Consider the following 16825-nt stretch of genomic DNA (forward strand, 5'->3'; position numbering starts at 1 on the left):
GTCAAATCAGCCTTCGGTCGCGTTGCATGTATGCAACACATTGTGGCGATTGTGCAACAAGCTCAATCGTCCCGCCGGCCTCCTTGAGACGGCGTTTAAGGCTACTTCGAGGCGCGGTAGACGTTAACCCCAAGTTCGCGGATTTTCTTGCGAAGCGTATTGCGGTTGAGCCCCAGAAGCTCGGCCGCCTTGATCTGGTTGCCGCGCGTCGCGGTCATCGACGCCAGCACCAGCGGATATTCCACCTCCGCCAGGATCCGCTGATAGAGGCCGGGAGGCGGCAGTTCGCCGCCGAAGCCGGTGAAATAGCGCTGAAGGTAATGCTCCACCGCCTGGCCGATCGACAGATCGTCGGGGAGGATCGACGGCCCCTGCGCCGACGGCGGCGTCGCGCCGGTGCGCAATTCCGCCTCGATGATCTCCGAGGAGATTTCGTCCTGGGGATAGAGCGCGGCGAGCCGGCGAATGAGGTTTTCCAGCTCGCGCACATTGCCCGGCCAGGAATAGCGCTTCATCAGTTCGATGCCGTTCGGCGAGATGCGCTTGGCCTGCAGGCCCTCCTTCTCGCCCTGCTTGAAGAAATGCCGCACGAGGTCCGGCACGTCCTCGGAGCGCTCGCGCAACGCTGGAAGCCGCAGCGGAACGACGTTGAGGCGGTAGAACAAATCCTCGCGGAAGAGCCCCTGGTTGATCAGCGTGCGCAGGTCCTTGTTGGTCGCGGCGACGATGCGCACGTCCGTGCGGATCGGCGTACGTCCGCCGACCGTGGTGTATTCGCCCTGCTGAAGCACGCGCAGCAGCCGCGTCTGCGCCTCCATCGGCATGTCGCCGATCTCGTCGAGAAAGAGCGTGCCGCCCTCGGCCTGCTCGAAACGGCCGGTGGAACGGTTCTGCGCGCCTGTGAAGGCGCCCTTCTCATGGCCGAAAAGCTCCGATTCGATGAGATCGCGCGGAATGGCGGCCATATTGATCGCAACGAAAGGACCGCCGCGGCGGCGGCCGTATTCGTGCAGCGCCCGGGCGACGAGTTCCTTGCCGGTCCCGGATTCGCCGGTGATCATCACCGTCAGGTCCGTCTGCATCATCCGCGCCAGCATCCGGTAGATGTCCTGCATGGCGGGCGAACGCCCGACCAGCGGCATGTGGTCCGGCTGATCCTCGGCGCGCAGCTCCGGCGAATGCCGCTTCGGCTCGGAGAGCGCGCGGTTGACGATCGTCAGAAGCTCGGTGAGATCGAAAGGCTTGGGCAGATATTCGTAGGCGCCGGTCTCCGAGGCGCGGATCGCGGTCATGAACGTGTTCTGCGCGCTCATCACGATGACCGGCAGGTCCGGCCGCGCCTTCTTGATGCGCGGCAGCATGTCGAAGGCGTTCTCGTCCGGCATCACCACGTCGGTGATGACGAGGTCGCCCTCGCCAGAGGAAACCCAGCGCCACAACGTCGAGGCGTTGGAAGTCACGCGCACCTCGTGCCCGACGCGCGACAGCGCCTGGTTGAGCACCGTCCTGATGGCCGCATCGTCATCCGCGACGAGGATGTTTCCGCGCATGCTCATGCCATACGTCCTTCCTGATAGATATCTTCATATCCGCGCGGCTCCCGCCAGGTCGGCATCAGGATCCTGAAGACCGTGCCCCGCGCGGAGGAATCGCATTCGATCACGCCGCCATGCTCGCCGACGATCTTCGCCACCAGGGCCAGCCCCAGGCCGGAGCCGTTCGGCTTCGTCGTGATGAACGGGTCGAACAGGATCGGCAGAATGTCGTTGGGCACGCCCGGGCCGTTGTCGTGGACGCAGAATTCGAGCGGCAGCGAGACGCGATCCTGGGTTCCGGGCACGGAGAGTCTGATGCCCGGCCGGAATGCGGTCGAAAGCGTGATCTCGCCGCCGGGCTCGTTGCCGAGCGCCTCGGCGGCGTTCTTGACGAGGTTCAAGAACACCTGGACGAGCTGGTCGCGATTCGCGTAAACCGGAGGAAGAGATGGATCATAGTCCTCCATTACCTTGATTTTGCTTGCAAAACCGTTCTTGGCGATTGCCTTCACATGGTCGAGGACGACGTGAATGTTGACGGGCTGGCGCTCGATCGGCCGCTCGTCCGAAAACACCTCCATTCGGTCGACGAGGGAGACGATGCGGTCGGTCTCGTCGGTGATCAGCCGGGTGAGCGCGCGATCCTCGTCCGAAACGACGCTTTCGAGAAGTTGCGCGGCGCCGCGGATGCCGGAGAGCGGGTTCTTGATTTCGTGGGCAAGCATCGCCGCAAGCCCGGTGACGGAGCGCGCCGCGCCGCGATGCGTCATCTGGCGATCGATCTTGTCGGCCATCGAGCGCTCCTGGAACATCACCACGACCGAGCCCGGCAGTTCGGGCGCCGGCGCGACATAGAGATCGACGATCTTCTCCGCGCCGAGCCGCGGCGACGAGATGTCGACGCGATATTCGTTGAACGGCGCGCGGCGCTCCCGCACCTGCTCGACCAGGGCCAGAAGCGGGCTGCCGAAGGGGACGAAGCGCTCGAGCGTATAGTGCGAGAGCATGGCGGCGCTGGAGCGGAAGAAATCCTCCGCGTCGGCATTGGCGAAGGTGATGTTGCCATCCGGCCCGACCATGATGACCGGATGGCGGATGGTGTTGAGGACGATGCTGGCTGCATCCGCATTGGTGGGGGTGTTCATGCGGCTTTCTTCGATTCGGGTTCCGTGAAGGCCGAGACCAGGACGCGCGCGAGCTCGCTCATGACCTGCCGGTGATCGGTCGAGGTCATGATCAGCCGCCGCGCGTGGGCGTCGGCGGATGGCGCGTGGCGGTCTATGTACCAGCCGAGATGCTTGCGGGCCTGGCGCAGCCCGGATTCGATGCCGTAGAGGGCGAGCATGTCCTCGTAGTGCGAGGCGACATAGCCTGCGAGGCTCCGCCCGTCAGTGGGGACGCCGGGCGCGCTCTTGCCAGCGGCCTCGGCGGCGATCGCGCCGGCAAGCCAGGGCGCACCGTAGTGCGCGCGCCCCACCATCACCGCGTCGGCGCCGGATTGGGAAAGGATTTCAACTGCTTCAGCAAGGTTTTGAACGTCGCCATTGGCGACGACGGGAATGGAAACGGCTTCCTTCACGCAGGCGATGGCGCGCCAATCCGCCCTGCCCTTGTAGAACTGGCAGCGTGTGCGGCCGTGCACCGTCACCATGCGCACCCCGGCCTGCTCCGCGCGCCGGGCGATCAGCGGGGCGTTGAGCGCATCCTCGTCCCAGCCGAGGCGCATCTTCACCGTGACCGGTACGTCGACGGCCTCGACCACGGCCTCGATCAGCGAAAGCGCGTGGTCAGGATCGCGCATCAGCGCGGAGCCGCAATAGCCGCCCGTCACCTTCTTGGCCGGGCACCCCATATTGATGTCGATGACGTCCGCGCCCTCGCTCGCTGCGATTCTCGCCCCTTCCGCCATCCATTGCGCCTCGCGGCCGGCAAGCTGAACGACATGGACCGGCACGTCCGGCCGGCGGATGCGACGCGCCGATTCCTGTTTGCCCTTGGCCAGTTCGCAGCTCGCCACCATTTCGGACACGACGAGTCCCGCGCCATGCCCGATCGCGCGGCGGCGAAAAGGCTCGTCGCTTATTCCGGACATCGGCGCTAGAAAGAGGCGATTGCCTATCCTGTTTCGACCGAGGTCGAACGGTTCGAGCAAATCCGCGGGAGAAGGCATGCACAAAAACCAAGCAAAAAGGCCAATTGCCTAATAGCTAACCAGTTTTTTCCCATTGTGCAACTGCGAAATAGGCAAAAGCCATGGGCGAAAGGGAATTGCTCTGGCCTTTTGCAGGGCGGGTCACTAATCGTCTTTTCAGCATGAAATCAAGGCGCCGCACGGTAATGAAGAACGGAAAGATAGGCGTGGTTCTGGTTGCGGCCGGGCGCGGCGAACGGGCCGGCCAATCGATCGAGGGGCCGAAACAATATCGCCTGCTTGGAAGCGAACCCGTCATCCGCCACACATTGCGGGCTTTTCTCGGCCATCCGGCGATTGCCAGTGTAGCCGTGGCGATCCATCCGCAGGACGAAGACCTCTTCTCGAGCGCAGCCGGCGAATTCGCCTCGAAGGTGATTGTCGTTTACGGCGGCGCGACGCGCCAGGCATCGACGCGCCTCGCGCTGCTCGCATTGCGAGACGAGGAACTCGATGCCGTGCTCATCCACGACGCGGTCCGGCCCTTCGTGGAAGCGGCCCTCATCGACCGTGTGGTCGAGGGTGTCGAGCCGGAGCGGGGCAGCCTCCCCGCCCTGCCCGTTTCGGACACGCTGAAGCGCGCCGGCGAGGCGAAGCTGGTGACGGAGACGGTGCCGCGGGCCGGCCTCTACGCCGCGCAGACGCCGCAAGGCTTTCCCTTCGCGCCGATCCTGGAGGCGCACGAGCGCGCCCATGCGGCCGGAAGGCAGGATTTCACCGACGACGCCGCGATCGCCGAATGGGCGGGTATCCCCGTGCGCATCGTCGAAGGAGCGGCGGACAACGTCAAGCTCACATGGGCCAGGGACATCGAGATCGCGAAGGCACGCATGATCACCCAGACCGCTTTCTTTCCGGACGTGCGAACCGGCAATGGCTATGACGTCCACAGCTTCGAGGAAGGCAGTCACGTGACGCTGTGCGGGGTGGAAATCCCTCACGACAAGCGCCTCTCAGGCCATTCCGACGCCGATGTCGGATTGCATGCACTGACCGACGCGCTGCTGGCCACCTGCGGAGCAGGCGATATCGGCACCCATTTCCCGCCCTCGGACATGCGCTGGAAAGGAGCCGCCTCGAAAATCTTCGTCGCCGAGGCTGTTCGTATCGTGAGGGAACGCGGCGGACGGATCGCAAACGCCGATGTCACGTTGATCTGCGAGGCGCCCCGCATCGGCCCGCATCGTGAGGCGATGACGGCCGCGCTCTGCGGCATGCTCGGCATTTCCGCCGACAGGGTGTCGGTGAAGGCCACGACCAACGAGAAGCTGGGCTTCGTAGGGCGCAAGGAAGGCATCGCGGCCATCGCCACGGCGACCGTCGTCTATCCTGGAGGATTGCCGGAATGACGACAGACATCTCGCGCGAGGTTTTCGAAACCTATCTCGCCCGGAAGCTGATGCTCGCCACCGCCGAATCCTGCACCGGCGGCATGGTCGCGGCCGCCGTTACCGATCACGCCGGCTCTTCCGCTGTGGTCGACCGCGGCTTCGTCACCTATTCCAACGAGGCCAAGATGGACCTGCTCGGCGTGTCGAGCGCCACGCTCGCCGCCCATGGCGCCGTTTCGCGCGAAACGGCGCTGGAGATGGCCGAAGGCGCGCTCGCCCGCTCGTTGGCCGACGTCGCGGTTTCCATCACGGGGGTCGCAGGTCCCGGGGGCGGCTCGGCCGAAAAGCCGGTCGGCCTCGTCTGGTTCGCCATTGCGCGCCGCCACCAGGCGCCGGAGGCTTTCGAGCAGCGTTTCGCCGACGAGGGACGCGCCGCCATCCGGCAAGGAGCGCGGGATTTCGCACTCACGCTCCTGCGTGACGCGGCAAAAGAGAGCTAAAGGCCGCTCAGCAACGGATAACTTACTTTTCAGGCTTGATGGGCTACAATGTAGCCCACATATTGGCGTCAACAAAAGAGGAAATCGCCATGCCTGCCAACGCTGTTGTACGCGCTCGGATCGACGAGCGGATCAAGGAAGAAGCTGCTGCAATTTTGGAAGCGTCCGGCCTGACCGTCTCCGACGCCTTTCGGATGATGCTTGTGCGCACCGTTGCGGACAAAGCGCTGCCGTTCGATCCGTTGGTGCCGAACGAGGAGACCGTCGAGGCTATGAAGGAGGCGCGCGCTGGCAAGCTGCGCCGCGTCAGTTCTGTCGCGGGTCTTCTGGACGAACTCAATGCGGGCGATTGAATGGACCAGTCGTTTCAAGAAAGATTACAAACGCGAGAAAAAGGGACAGCATCGCACGACGCTGGATACGGAGCTGTCATCTGTCATTGCCCGTCTGGCGGCTGACGAACCGTTGCCGGCGAAATTCCGTGATCACCCGCTGACCGGCGAGTGGGGCGATCACCGGGACTGTCATATCAGACCTGATCTGGTGCTAATCTACCGCAAATCCGACGCTGAAACGCTACAACTCGTCGACTTGGCTCGCACAGCGAACTGAGTTTGTAAGAATCAGAGTGCGTTTCGCCGCACTGGACCGAAGACGACGTCGGCGCGCTTCTCGAATGCTTCCGCGAACATGCGGAAGGCGCGGTCGAACATCGCCCCCATCAGCGCGCCCAGCATCCGGCTCTTGAACTCATAGTCGATGAAGAAGTGGATTTCGGTGCCGCCGTCATCGATCGGGTCGAAACGCCACTGATTCACCAGATATTTGAACGGCCCGTCGAGATATTTCACGTCGATGAGGCTTTCGGCCGGTTTCAAGACCACCTGGCTGGTGAAGGTCTCGCGGATCGCCTTGTAGCCGACGGTCATGTCGGCGACGAGAACGGTGATGCCGTCACGCTCGCGCCGCGAGCGCACGCTCAAACCCTCGCACATGGGCAGGAATTGCGGATAGCTCTCCACGTCGGCGACGAGCGAGAACATCTCATCCGGCGAATGGGATACCTTTCGCGTGGTTTCGTGCTTGGGCATCGGGTCAGGCGGACGCCTTCAGCTTCGCCTCGCGGGCGGCGCGCAGCTTGGCGAAGTCGTCGCCGGCATGGTGCGACGAACGCGTCAGCGGGCTCGACGCGACGACGAGGAATCCCTTGGTGTAGGCGACCGTCTCGTAGGATTTGAACTCCTCGGGCGTGACGAACTTCTTCACCGGATGATGCTTCTTCGTCGGCTGCAGATACTGGCCGATCGTCATGAAATCCACATTTGCCGAACGCAGGTCGTCCATGAGCTGGAGCACCTCGTTCCGCTCCTCGCCCAGGCCCACCATGATGCCCGACTTGGTGAAGATCGACGGATCGAGCTCCTTGACGCGCTGGAGCAGCCGGATCGAGTGGAAATAGCGCGCGCCCGGACGCACGGTGAGATAATTCGAGGGAACGGTCTCGAGATTGTGGTTGAAGACGTCGGGCCTGGCCGCGACCACGGTCTCGAGCGCGCCGTCCTTCCTCAGGAAGTCGGGCGTCAGGATCTCGATCGTCGTTTCGGGCGAAGCCGCGCGGATCGCCAGGATCACGTCGACGAAATGCTGCGCGCCGCCATCGGCGAGGTCGTCGCGGTCGACGGAGGTGATGACGACGTGGTTGAGGCCCATCTGCTTCACCGCGCGGGCTACGTTCTCAGGCTCGTTCGGGTCGAGCGCGGTCGGAATGCCGGTCGCGACGTTGCAGAAGGCGCAGGCGCGCGTGCAAATCTCGCCCATGATCATGAAGGTGGCATGCTTCTTCTGCCAGCATTCGCCGATATTCGGGCAGCCGGCTTCCTCGCAGACCGTGACGAGATTGTGCGATTTCACGATCTCGCGGGTCTCGAGATAGCCCTTCGAGGTAGGCGCCTTGACGCGGATCCATTCCGGCTTGCGCAGCACCTCCTGGTCGGGACGATGTGCTTTTTCCGGGTGGCGGACACGCGGCTTTGTCGAAACGGTATCAAGAACGGTGACCATCACAACTCCGCACGAGAATCTGGCCGGAGACCTTGAATCTCCTTTGCCGTGTTATAGTGATTGCGGCACTCGAATGTAAGGCCGCCACCGCGAATGGCGGTCTTGCAAAAACGCATTCTCCCGCGCCTGTCCGGGCCCGTCCTTGCATGTATGAGCTGAGATTCGGCATCGAGGACTTCAGGCGTTCAGCGCGCGTCCGTAGGCGTCGAGCACGCTCTCCTTCATCATCTCCGAGAGCGTCGGATGCGGGAAGACGGTGTGCATCAGCTCCTCCTCGGTGGTCTCCAGGTTCATCGCGACGACGAATCCCTGAATAAGCTCGGTGACCTCGGCACCGACCATGTGCGCGCCGATAAGCTGGCCGGTCTTCTTGTCGAAGATCGTCTTGACGAGGCCCTGGTCCTCGCCGAGCGCGATCGCCTTGCCGTTGGCGGCGAACTGGAAGCGTCCGACACGGATGTCGTGGCCCTGCTCCTTGGCCTTCGCCTCGGTCAGGCCGACCGAAGCGACCTGGGGATTGCAATAGGTGCAGCCCGGAACCAGCAGCTTGTCGAGCGCGTGCACGCCCGGCACGTTCGCGATCTTCTCCACGCAGATGACGCCTTCATGCTCGGCCTTGTGGGCGAGCATCGGCGGCCCCGCAACGTCGCCGATGGCGTAGAGCCCTTCGACATTGGTCTTGCCGTAGCCGTCGGTGACGACGATGCCGCGGTCGGTCTTCACACCGAGCTCCTCAAGGCCGAGATTCTCGATATTGCCCTGCACGCCGACGGCCGAGATCAAACGGTCGGCGGTGATCTTCACGACCTTGCCGTCCTTCGTCTCGACATGCGCGGTGACGGAGTTCGCGCCCTTCTCGACCTTGGCGACCTTGGCCTCCAGCATGATCTTCATGCCCTGCTTCTCGAACCGCTTCCTCGCGAGGGCCGAAATCTCGGCGTCCTCGACGGGCATGACCTGCGGCATGATCTCGACGACGGTCACGTCGACGCCCATGGTGCGGTAGAAGGAGGCGAACTCGATGCCGATCGCGCCCGAGCCCATGACGATCAGCGATTTCGGCATTTCCTTCGGCACCATGGCCTCGAAATAGGTCCAGATCAGCTTGCCGTCGGGCTCGATGCCCGGGAGCGAGCGCGGTCGCGCGCCGGTGGCGAGAATGACGTGCTTCGCGGTGTAGGTGCCTTCGCCCTTCACGCCCTTCGGGACCGGGTGCTGAGGCTCCATCGGCTTCTTCGAGCTCTTGGAGACAACCACTTGCGGCGCGCCACCCTGCCCCTTGGCGAGCTTCGCTTCTCCCCAGATGACGTCGACCTTGTTCTTCTTCATCAGGAAGCCGACGCCGCCATTGAGGCGCGCCGAGACGCCGCGCGAGCGCTCGACCACGGCCTTGACGTCGGCCGAGACCTTGCCTTCGAGCTTGAGCCCGTAATCATTCGCATGTTCGGCGTAGTGCATGATCTCCGCCGAGCGCAGCAGCGCCTTGGTCGGGATGCAGCCCCAGTTGAGGCAGATGCCGCCGAGGTGCTCGCGCTCGACGATCGCGGTCTTGAAGCCGAGCTGGGCCGAGCGGACGGCGGCTACATATCCGCCGGGGCCTGAGCCTATGATGATGACGTCGTAGTTTTCAGCCACGCCTGTTCTCCTAAAGTCCCAGCATCATGCGCACGATGGGCTCCAGCCCCTTGCCGAGCGCACGTGTATTGGCCGCGTCGAGATGAACGCCGTCGACCGGTGTCGTCCTTGCCATCGAACCCGCGTCGAAAAAGCCGCAGCCGGTGATGTCGGCGAGGTCCGAATAGAGGCTCGCGAGCATGCCTGACGCTTCGATCCCGCCGCCGAACAGCGCCGCGAAGTCCGGGTCGCCCGTCTCCCGCAGCGGCGGCGGCGCGACGATCAGTATTTCCGGAGCCGCGGCGTCGAACGGATAGGTGTGCCCCCTGATGATCTCCACGAGCCGCTGCACGCCCTGGCGGGCGCCGATCGCATGGCCGCAGATGAACGGCTTCATGTCGTTTGTGCCGAGCAGCAGGATCACCAGGTCGAGCGGGGAATGCGTCGTCAGGATCGTCGGTAGCAGACGGGCGCCGTTGCGGTCGGCGCCGGAAAGATGATCGTCAAAGGCGGTCGTGCGTCCGTTCAGCCCCTCCGGAATGACACGCACCGCCTCGCCCAGGCCCTGCTGGAGCACAGTCGGCCAGCGATCCTCCAGCGCATGACGCCCCGGTCCTTCCGCGTCATAGCCCCAGGTCAGCGAATCGCCGTAGCAGAGGATGGTTTTCATTCCACGACCGCCTTTTTCAGTTTCATGTCGACGCTTGCCGCCTAGATCTTCCTGAACCCGAGCGCGAGCAGCATGAACAGAACGCCGTTCGAAATGAGTTCCACCGCCAGGAGGATGCCGAGCACCGAAGCCGCCGCCTCCGGCAGATTGGCGAAGATCATCGCGGCCAGGGCCAGCGAGATGACACCCGACGCCAGCGCCCAGCCCCATCCGGAAATCGGGCGTAGCGAGAACGCATACATGATCTTGACGATGCCCATGACGAGGAACAGCACCGCCACCAGCAGGGTCAGCGAGATCATGCCGGCGAGCGGATTGGTGATGAGGCTTATGCCCACGACGAGCGTGAGGATGCCGAACAGGATGGCCCAGACGAAACCGGGCCAGTCCTTGACCTGGAAGGACTGTATGATCTGGAGTGCGCCGAGGAAAGCGAACGTCCATCCGGCGATGAAGGTGGCCGCCAGCGTCGCGGCGAAGGGGTTCAGCAATGCGATCACGCCGCCGATGAGACAGATGACGGCGAAAAGCGCCATCCATATCCATGATCCGCGCAGTTTCGAAGCTTGCTCCGTAATGGCCATTGCACTTCCTCCGCGTTCAGGACCGACCGGCAATCGATCGGACCTGACGCCGGCGCCATGCCGGCGTCTAAACGAGCATCCCCATCGGATTTTCGATGTAGCGCTTGAAGGCGACCAGCAGTTCGGCGCCCAATGCACCATCCACCGCGCGATGATCGGTCGACAGCGTGACCGACATCATGTTGGCGATCTTGATCTCGCCGTTTTTCACCACCGCGCGCTCCTCGCCCGCGCCGACCGCCAATATGGTGGCATGAGGCGGGTTGATGACGGCCGCGAAATCCTTGATTCCGAACATGCCGAGATTGGACACCGCCGTCGTGCCGCCCTGATACTCCTCGGGTTTGAGCTTGCGGTTGCGCGCACGGCCCGCGAGATCCTTCATCTCGTTGGAAATGACGGACAGCGTCTTCTCCTCGGCGCGGCGCACGATCGGCGTGATCAGCCCGCCGGGGATGGAGACCGCGACGCCGACGTCGGAGTGCTTGTGCTTGACCATCGCCGCCTCGGTCCAGGATGCGTTGGCGTCCGGCACCGCCTGCAGGGCAAGCGCCATGGCCTTGATGATCATGTCGTTGACCGAAAGCTTGTAGGCGGGAACCTCGCCCTTGTCGGTCTTCGTCATCGGGGCGGCGTCGTTGAGCTGCTTGCGCAAGGCAAGCAGCGCATCGATCTCGCAATCGAGCGTGAGGTAGAAATGCGGAACCGTCGACTTCGCCTCGACCAGGCGGCGGGCGATCGTCTTGCGCATGTTGTCGTGCGGGACGAGCTCGTAGGAACCTTCCTCGAAGAGTTTCAGCACGGCATCGTCGGACATCGGCTTCGGCGTGGCTGCCGGTGCGGCCAGGTCCGCCTTGCCGGCGGGCGCCGCCTTTGCAGCTCCGCCGGAGACCGCGGCTTCAACATCAGCCTTCACCACGCGCCCCTTGGGACCGGAACCGGCTATCGAGCCGAGGTCGATGCCCGCATCCTTCGCGATACGGCGGGCGAGCGGAGAGGCGAAGACGCGGCCGTCTTTCGAGGCTCCATCGCCGCGCGCGCCACCTTCTCCCCGTTGGGGAGAGGATGCCTCCGCACCGTTTCCGGCTGTTGTCGGCGCAGGCTCCTTTTTCTCATCTTGGCTTGAAGGAGCGGACGCGGAGGCTTCCTTTGCCTCGGCCTTCTCCTGCACCGCCTCGGCTTTCCCGCCACCCTTCGCCGCGGCATCGGCATCCTCGCCTTCCTCGGCGAGAATGGCGATCAGCGCATTGACCTTGACGCCCTCGGTGCCGGCCGGCACCACGAGCTTGGCGACGGTGCCCTCGTCCACGGCCTCGACTTCCATCGTCGCCTTGTCGGTCTCGATCTCCGCGATCACGTCGCCCGGTGAAACCTTGTCGCCTTCCTTGACCAGCCATTTGGCGAGGTTGCCCTCCTCCATGGTTGGCGAAAGGGCCGGCATGGTGATTTCGATTGGCATCGCGATCTCCTCCTCAGGCCCGGTAGGTGACGGCTTTGACCGCCTCGACGACCTCGCCGACATTCGGCAGCGCAAGCTTTTCGAGATTGGCCGCGTAAGGCATCGGCACGTCCTTGCCGGCAATCGTGATCACCGGCGCATCGAGATGGTCGAATGCGCGCTGCATGACCTGGCTGGCGATATGGTCGCCGACCGACGACTGCGGGAAGCCCTCTTCCACCACGACCAGGCGGTTGGTCTTCTTGACGGATGCGATGATCGTGTCGAAATCGAGCGGCCGGATGGTGCGCAGGTCGATGATCTCGACGTCGAGGCCCATCTCGCGCAATTCCGCCTCGGCCTTGACCACATAGGTCATGCCGATGCCGAACGAGACGATGGTGGCGTCCTTGCCCTGCTTGTGGATGCGCGCCTTGCCGATCGGCAGCACGAAATCGTCGAGTTTCGGCACGTCGAAGGTCTGGCCGTAGAGAATTTCGTTCTCGAGGAAGATCACCGGGTTCGGGTCGCGGATCGCGGCCTTGAGCAGGCCCTTGGCGTCGGCGGCCGTGTAAGGCATCACCACCTTCAGGCCGGGAATGTGGCCGTACCAGGCGGCGTAGCACTGCGAATGCTGGGCGGCGACGCGGGCGGCCGCGCCGTTCGGGCCGCGGAAGACGATCGGCGCGCCCATCTGGCCGCCGGCCATGTAGAGGGTCTTGGCGGCCGAGTTCACGATCTGGTCGATCGCCTGCATGGCGAAGTTGAAGGTCATGAATTCGACGATCGGCTTGAGGCCGGCCATCGCCGCGCCCACGCCGACGCCGGCGAAGCCGTGCTCGGTGATCGGCGTATCGACGACGCGCCTTGCGCCGAATTCCTGCAGAAGGCCCTGGGTGATCTTGTAGGCGCCCTGATACTCGGCGACCTCCTCGCCCATGACGAAGACGTCCTCGTCCCGACGCATCTCCTCGGCCATGGCATCGCGCAGCGCTTCGCGCACGGTGGTCTGGACCATCTCGGTGCCGGCCGGAATGTCCGGGTCGGCCGCGATCTCCGCCTTGGGGGCGGCCGGTGCCTTGGCGGCATCCTTTTTCACGCTCGGCTCATCGTCGGCTTCGCGGGCCTTGCCGCCGGCGTCGCCGGAAGCTGCCGCGGGCGTGTCGGCATCAGGTTTCGAGGCGGCGCCGTCGGCCGCGGATTTCGCCGTAGCGGCGTCCGCGCTCTCGCCTTCCTGCAGCAGCACGGCGATCGGCGTGTTGACCTTGACGCCTTCGGTACCCTCGGCGACGAGGAGCTTGCCCAGCGTGCCTTCGTCCACAGCCTCGACTTCCATCGTGGCCTTGTCGGTCTCGATCTCGGCGATCACGTCGCCGGGGGCAACCTTGTCGCCCTCCTTCTTGAGCCATTTCGACAGGTTGCCCTCTTCCATGGTCGGCAAGAGAGCGGGCATGAGAATTTCGATCGGCATTGTCCGCCTCCCCCTTAGAGCAAAATGTCGGTGTAGAGCTCGGACGGATCCGGCTCCGCATCGTTCTGCGCGAATTCGGCGGCATCCTGGACGATGTCGCGGACCTCCTTGTCGATCGCCTTCAAATCGTCCTCGCTGGCCCATTTCGCTTCCAGGAGGCGCGCCTTCACCTGCTCGATCGGATCGTGCTCGGAGCGCATCTTCTGGACTTCGTCCTTGGAACGGTATTTCGCCGGGTCGGACATGGAATGGCCGCGATAGCGGTAGGTCTGCATCTCGAGGATGATCGGCCCCTTGCCGGAGCGGCAGTGCTCGACGGCAAGCTCGGCAGCCGACTTGACGGCGCGCACGTCCATGCCGTCAACCTGGATGCCGGGGATCCTGAAGGAAAGCCCGCGCTGCGAGAAGTCGGTCTCGGCGGACGAGCGCGACACCGACGTGCCCATCGCATAGCGGTTGTTCTCGATCACATAGACGACCGGCAGCTTCCACAGCGACGCCATGTTGAAGCTCTCATAGACCTGGCCCTGGTTGGCGGCGCCGTCGCCGAAATAGGTGATCGAGACATTGTCGTTGTCGCGATAGCGGTTGGCGAAGGCGAGGCCCGTGCCGAGCGACACCTGCGCGCCGACGATACCGTGTCCGCCGTAGAAATTCTTCTCCTTGGAGAACATGTGCATGGAGCCGCCCTTGCCCTTGGAGTAGCCCCCGCGGCGGCCGGTCAGTTCGGCCATCACCCCGCGCGGGCTCATGTCCATGGCGAGCATGTGACCATGATCGCGATAGGCGGTGATCATCTGGTCGCCCTCGACGAGCGCCATCTTCATGCCGGTAACGACCGCTTCCTGGCCGATGTAGAGGTGGCAGAAGCCGCCGATGAACCCCATGCCGTAAAGCTGGCCCGCCTTTTCCTCGAAACGGCGGATCAGAAGCATGTCGCGATAGGCCCTGAGCTCCTGCTCCTTGTCGAATTTCGCCGGTGGCGGCACTTTGATGGCCAGAGATTTTCCGTCCGCCTTGATTCTGGCGGACGTTTTCTTAGCGGCTGTCGCCATGGATCACTCCCTGATGCGTCTCTTCGCGGACTAAGGGGGAAGACGGGAGCCTCCCCGATTTGACCGGAGGCTAGCACGCAGACTTGCAATCCGCTATGCAGAAAATGCATGGCTCGCATGCATCTAAATTCTTATAATTGCACGTCTTTTGCAGGATTAACCGAATTCAGGTTAATCAGCGCGCGGAAGGCCGCATGATCGTGACCTCGTCCGGAAGGGAGAGATTCAGGGCACGACGCGCCTGCTCGTCCAGCATGTCTTTCTCGAGCGTGCCATCATGCAGCAATTGCACGCGGCGCTCAAGCCGCATGCGCTCACCCTTCACCCGGTCGAGATTCGTCTGCAATTGCGCGACGCGCTCTTCCAGCCGGTACTTGGAATAGATGCCGTATTCACCGTGGAAAGCGTGAAATCCGAAATAGGAAAGGAACAGCGCGGCGACCGCGGGAACGATCAGCGCGCCGGTGTTTCTCTTCTTCCGTTGACGTGTCCACATCGGCCCTGTTCCACAAATCGTGCAACGGCATATGGCACGATTATGCTTAAGGGCCGGTTACCGCCACCTCATGAAGGAGGCGGCGGAAGCAACAATCAGCCGCGCAGGATGGACGTACCGGCGTAGCGTGCCTGAGCGCCGAGGTCTTCCTCGATGCGCAGGAGCTGGTTGTACTTCGCCAGCCGGTCGGAACGGGCAAGCGAGCCGGTCTTGATCTGTCCGCAATTGGTGGCGACGGCAAGATCGGCGATGGTTGAATCCTCTGTCTCGCCGGAGCGATGCGACATCACCGCGGTATAGGCTGCCTTATGGGCGGTTTCGACGGCGTCGAGCGTCTCGGTCAGCGAGCCGATCTGATTCACCTTGACCAGGATGGAATTGGCGACGCCCATTCGGATGCCGTCCTTGAGCCGCGCCGAGTTGGTGACGAACAGGTCGTCGCCGACGAGCTGCACCTTCTTGCCGGCGAGGTCGGTCAGCATCTTCCAACCTTCCCAGTCGTCCTCGGCCATGCCGTCCTCGATGGAGATGATCGGATAGTCGGCGGCGAGCTTGGCGAGATACTTCGCCTGCGCCTTGCCGTCACGCGTCTTCCGCTCGCCCTCATAGACGTAATTGCCGTCCTTGAAGAACTCGGTCGCCGCGCAGTCGAGCGCGATGGCTACCTGCTCGCCGGGCCTGTAGCCGGCCTTCTCGATCGAGGCCATGACGAAATCGAGCGCGGCCTGCGCGCTCTTGATGTTCGGCGCGAAGCCGCCTTCGTCGCCGACATTGGTGTTGTGGCCGGCGTCCTTCAGGCCCTTCTTGAGGGTATGGAAGATTTCCGCACCCCAGCGCAGGCCCTCGCGGAAGCTCTCCGCGCCCACCGGCATGATCATGAATTCCTGGAAGTCGATCGGATTGTCGGCATGCGCGCCGCCATTGACGATGTTCATCATCGGCACCGGCAGGACATGGGCGCCGGCGCCGCCGACATAGCGATAAAGCGGCAGTCCGGCGGCCTCGGCCGCTGCCTTGGCGACCGCGAGCGAAACGCCGAGGATGGCGTTGGCGCCGAGACGGCCCTTGTTCGGCGTGCCGTCGAGCTCGATCATCGTCTTGTCGATCTGAATCTGGTTTTCGGCATCGAGGCCGCCGATGGCTTCGAAGATCTCGCCATTGACCGCGTCGACCGCGCCCGCGACGCCCTTGCCGAGATAGCGCGCTCCGCCGTCACGCAGCTCGACCGCCTCATGCGCGCCCGTCGAGGCGCCCGAAGGCACGGCCGCGCGGCCCATCGAACCGTCTTCCAGGATGACGTCGACTTCCACGGTCGGATTTCCGCGGCTGTCGAGAATTTCGCGGCCGATGATGTCGGTGATTGCGGTCATGTCGGAGGCATCCCTTCAGGCTGGGTTTCAGGCTGCGTCCTCTTAGCGAAACAGTCCCGAAGTGGCAATGAGCCGGGACCAACGGAAAGCCCCGCGATCGCTCGCGGGGCCGATCATGGGAATTCCTTCACCCGATGCCTCAATACCAGTAGGGCGGCACCTTGTAATATTCGTAGGACGCGTCGCGTACCGATTTGCCGTCGTCGCCCGTCAGTTCCTCGATGCTGTGCACGGGTGCGGCCTCGAGCTGGTCGCGGCTGAACGGCACGACATAACCGCCTCGGCCCTTCTCATAGTCGAGCGTCGACCAGGGGATCGCGTGATATTTCTCGCCGATGCCGAGGAAACCGCCGAAGCCGATCACGGCGTACATGATGTTGTTCGACAATTTGTCGAGCATCACGTCCTCTATCGTGCCGATGTTCTGGCCCTCGGTATTGTAGACGGCGGTGCCGATCACGCGCGAGGCACGGATCGCTTCTGTATGTCCGGAAGGAGTGGTCATTTCT

At 63.6% G+C, this 16825-nt stretch carries 17 protein-coding genes and 1 pseudogene; 4 read left to right on the top strand and 14 right to left on the bottom strand.

Annotated elements, in window-relative coordinates:
- Positions 1-101 precede the first annotated feature (101 nt).
- Genes ntrC through dusB form a run of 3 tightly spaced genes read right to left on the bottom strand, consistent with a single transcriptional unit; the run spans position 102 to position 3705 of the window.
- The gene (gene ntrC, locus XW59_RS10615; protein ID WP_047144902.1) at positions 102-1556 is read right to left on the bottom strand and encodes a nitrogen regulation protein NR(I); all 1455 of its coding nucleotides are present in this window, start codon (positions 1554-1556) and stop codon (positions 102-104) included.
- Positions 1553-2680 (bottom strand): nitrogen regulation protein NR(II), encoded by a 1128-nt coding sequence (locus tag XW59_RS10620; RefSeq protein WP_047144903.1) that lies wholly within the window; start codon positions 2678-2680, stop codon positions 1553-1555. The genes ntrC and XW59_RS10620 overlap by 4 nt, the downstream gene beginning before the upstream one ends.
- The gene (gene dusB, locus XW59_RS10625; RefSeq protein ID WP_047144904.1) at positions 2677-3705 is read right to left on the bottom strand and encodes a tRNA dihydrouridine synthase DusB; all 1029 of its coding nucleotides are present in this window, start codon (positions 3703-3705) and stop codon (positions 2677-2679) included. The genes XW59_RS10620 and dusB overlap by 4 nt, the downstream gene beginning before the upstream one ends.
- A gap of 167 nt (positions 3706-3872) precedes the next feature.
- Here dusB and XW59_RS10630 point away from each other — a divergent pair, with 167 nt between their 5' ends.
- From XW59_RS10630 to XW59_RS10645, 4 genes and pseudogenes are all read left to right on the top strand, one after another.
- Complete coding sequence (locus XW59_RS10630; RefSeq protein ID WP_246666051.1) at positions 3873-5075, top strand: bifunctional 2-C-methyl-D-erythritol 4-phosphate cytidylyltransferase/2-C-methyl-D-erythritol 2,4-cyclodiphosphate synthase; 1203 nt, start codon at positions 3873-3875, stop codon at positions 5073-5075.
- Positions 5072-5557, top strand: a complete 486-nt coding sequence (locus XW59_RS10635) for a CinA family protein (RefSeq protein WP_047144906.1) — start codon at positions 5072-5074, stop codon at positions 5555-5557. The genes XW59_RS10630 and XW59_RS10635 overlap by 4 nt, the downstream gene beginning before the upstream one ends.
- An 89-nt stretch (positions 5558-5646) precedes the next feature.
- Entirely contained in the window at positions 5647-5910 is a 264-nt protein-coding gene (locus XW59_RS10640) for a type II toxin-antitoxin system RelB/DinJ family antitoxin (RefSeq protein WP_047144907.1), read from the top strand.
- Positions 5897-6177, top strand: a pseudogene (locus XW59_RS10645) (type II toxin-antitoxin system YafQ family toxin). The gene XW59_RS10640 and the pseudogene XW59_RS10645 overlap by 14 nt, the downstream one beginning before the upstream one ends.
- A 3-nt stretch (positions 6178-6180) precedes the next feature.
- Here the strand turns inward: XW59_RS10645 and XW59_RS10650 are convergent.
- From XW59_RS10650 to XW59_RS10700, 11 genes are all read right to left on the bottom strand, one after another.
- Complete coding sequence (locus tag XW59_RS10650; RefSeq protein ID WP_047144908.1) at positions 6181-6648, bottom strand: type II toxin-antitoxin system RatA family toxin; 468 nt, start codon at positions 6646-6648, stop codon at positions 6181-6183.
- Positions 6649-6652: 4 nt separating this feature from the next.
- On the bottom strand, positions 6653-7618 hold the full coding sequence (lipA, locus tag XW59_RS10655; protein ID WP_047144909.1) for a lipoyl synthase: 966 nt from the start codon (positions 7616-7618) through the stop codon (positions 6653-6655).
- A 177-nt stretch (positions 7619-7795) separates the two neighbouring features.
- The gene (gene lpdA / locus XW59_RS10660; protein WP_047144910.1) at positions 7796-9253 is read right to left on the bottom strand and encodes a dihydrolipoyl dehydrogenase; all 1458 of its coding nucleotides are present in this window, start codon (positions 9251-9253) and stop codon (positions 7796-7798) included.
- Between the two features lie 10 nt (positions 9254-9263).
- Positions 9264-9902: an SGNH/GDSL hydrolase family protein gene (locus XW59_RS10665; RefSeq protein ID WP_047144911.1), complete on the bottom strand. Its 639-nt coding sequence runs from the start codon at positions 9900-9902 to the stop codon at positions 9264-9266.
- A 41-nt stretch (positions 9903-9943) separates the two neighbouring features.
- On the bottom strand, positions 9944-10486 hold the full coding sequence (locus XW59_RS10670) for an HdeD family acid-resistance protein (RefSeq protein ID WP_047144912.1): 543 nt from the start codon (positions 10484-10486) through the stop codon (positions 9944-9946).
- 67 nt (positions 10487-10553) lie between these two features.
- Positions 10554-11945, bottom strand: coding sequence for a pyruvate dehydrogenase complex dihydrolipoamide acetyltransferase (locus tag XW59_RS10675; protein ID WP_047144913.1), 1392 nt, complete (start codon positions 11943-11945; stop codon positions 10554-10556).
- Between the two features lie 13 nt (positions 11946-11958).
- Positions 11959-13395, bottom strand: coding sequence for a pyruvate dehydrogenase complex E1 component subunit beta (locus XW59_RS10680; protein ID WP_047144914.1), 1437 nt, complete (start codon positions 13393-13395; stop codon positions 11959-11961).
- A gap of 14 nt (positions 13396-13409) precedes the next feature.
- Positions 13410-14450, bottom strand: coding sequence for a pyruvate dehydrogenase (acetyl-transferring) E1 component subunit alpha (pdhA, locus tag XW59_RS10685; RefSeq protein WP_047144915.1), 1041 nt, complete (start codon positions 14448-14450; stop codon positions 13410-13412).
- A 175-nt stretch (positions 14451-14625) separates the two neighbouring features.
- Positions 14626-14946, bottom strand: coding sequence for a septum formation initiator family protein (locus XW59_RS10690; RefSeq protein WP_047144916.1), 321 nt, complete (start codon positions 14944-14946; stop codon positions 14626-14628).
- 95 nt (positions 14947-15041) lie between these two features.
- Complete coding sequence (gene eno, locus XW59_RS10695) at positions 15042-16316, bottom strand: phosphopyruvate hydratase (RefSeq protein WP_047144917.1); 1275 nt, start codon at positions 16314-16316, stop codon at positions 15042-15044.
- A 139-nt stretch (positions 16317-16455) separates the two neighbouring features.
- Positions 16456-16821, bottom strand: coding sequence for a PRC-barrel domain-containing protein (locus tag XW59_RS10700; protein WP_047144918.1), 366 nt, complete (start codon positions 16819-16821; stop codon positions 16456-16458).
- Positions 16822-16825: the final 4 nt, after the last annotated feature.

The organism is Aquamicrobium sp. LC103, from assembly GCF_001014615.2.
Taxonomy (GTDB): Bacteria; Pseudomonadota; Alphaproteobacteria; order Rhizobiales; family Rhizobiaceae; genus LBCQ02.

What these genes read in the sequence shown, in the direction of transcription:
- pdhA (WP_047144915.1), bottom strand. Translation starts at nt 14,450, where the DNA reads ATGGCGACAGCCGCTAAGAAAACGTCCGCCAGAATCAAGGCGGACGGA.
- XW59_RS10620 (WP_047144903.1), bottom strand. Translation starts at nt 2,680, where the DNA reads ATGAACACCCCCACCAATGCGGATGCAGCCAGCATCGTCCTCAACACC.
- XW59_RS10690 (WP_047144916.1), bottom strand. Translation starts at nt 14,946, where the DNA reads ATGTGGACACGTCAACGGAAGAAGAGAAACACCGGCGCGCTGATCGTT.
- XW59_RS10665 (WP_047144911.1), bottom strand. Translation starts at nt 9,902, where the DNA reads ATGAAAACCATCCTCTGCTACGGCGATTCGCTGACCTGGGGCTATGAC.
- XW59_RS10650 (WP_047144908.1), bottom strand. Translation starts at nt 6,648, where the DNA reads ATGCCCAAGCACGAAACCACGCGAAAGGTATCCCATTCGCCGGATGAG.
- eno (WP_047144917.1), bottom strand. Translation starts at nt 16,316, where the DNA reads ATGACCGCAATCACCGACATCATCGGCCGCGAAATTCTCGACAGCCGC.
- XW59_RS10680 (WP_047144914.1), bottom strand. Translation starts at nt 13,395, where the DNA reads ATGCCGATCGAAATTCTCATGCCCGCTCTCTTGCCGACCATGGAAGAG.
- ntrC (WP_047144902.1), bottom strand. Translation starts at nt 1,556, where the DNA reads ATGAGCATGCGCGGAAACATCCTCGTCGCGGATGACGATGCGGCCATC.
- XW59_RS10675 (WP_047144913.1), bottom strand. Translation starts at nt 11,945, where the DNA reads ATGCCAATCGAAATCACCATGCCGGCCCTTTCGCCAACCATGGAGGAG.
- dusB (WP_047144904.1), bottom strand. Translation starts at nt 3,705, where the DNA reads ATGCCTTCTCCCGCGGATTTGCTCGAACCGTTCGACCTCGGTCGAAAC.
- XW59_RS10635 (WP_047144906.1), top strand. Translation starts at nt 5,072, where the DNA reads ATGACGACAGACATCTCGCGCGAGGTTTTCGAAACCTATCTCGCCCGG.
- XW59_RS10670 (WP_047144912.1), bottom strand. Translation starts at nt 10,486, where the DNA reads ATGGCCATTACGGAGCAAGCTTCGAAACTGCGCGGATCATGGATATGG.
- lipA (WP_047144909.1), bottom strand. Translation starts at nt 7,618, where the DNA reads ATGGTCACCGTTCTTGATACCGTTTCGACAAAGCCGCGTGTCCGCCAC.
- XW59_RS10630 (WP_246666051.1), top strand. Translation starts at nt 3,873, where the DNA reads ATGAAGAACGGAAAGATAGGCGTGGTTCTGGTTGCGGCCGGGCGCGGC.
- XW59_RS10700 (WP_047144918.1), bottom strand. Translation starts at nt 16,821, where the DNA reads ATGACCACTCCTTCCGGACATACAGAAGCGATCCGTGCCTCGCGCGTG.
- XW59_RS10640 (WP_047144907.1), top strand. Translation starts at nt 5,647, where the DNA reads ATGCCTGCCAACGCTGTTGTACGCGCTCGGATCGACGAGCGGATCAAG.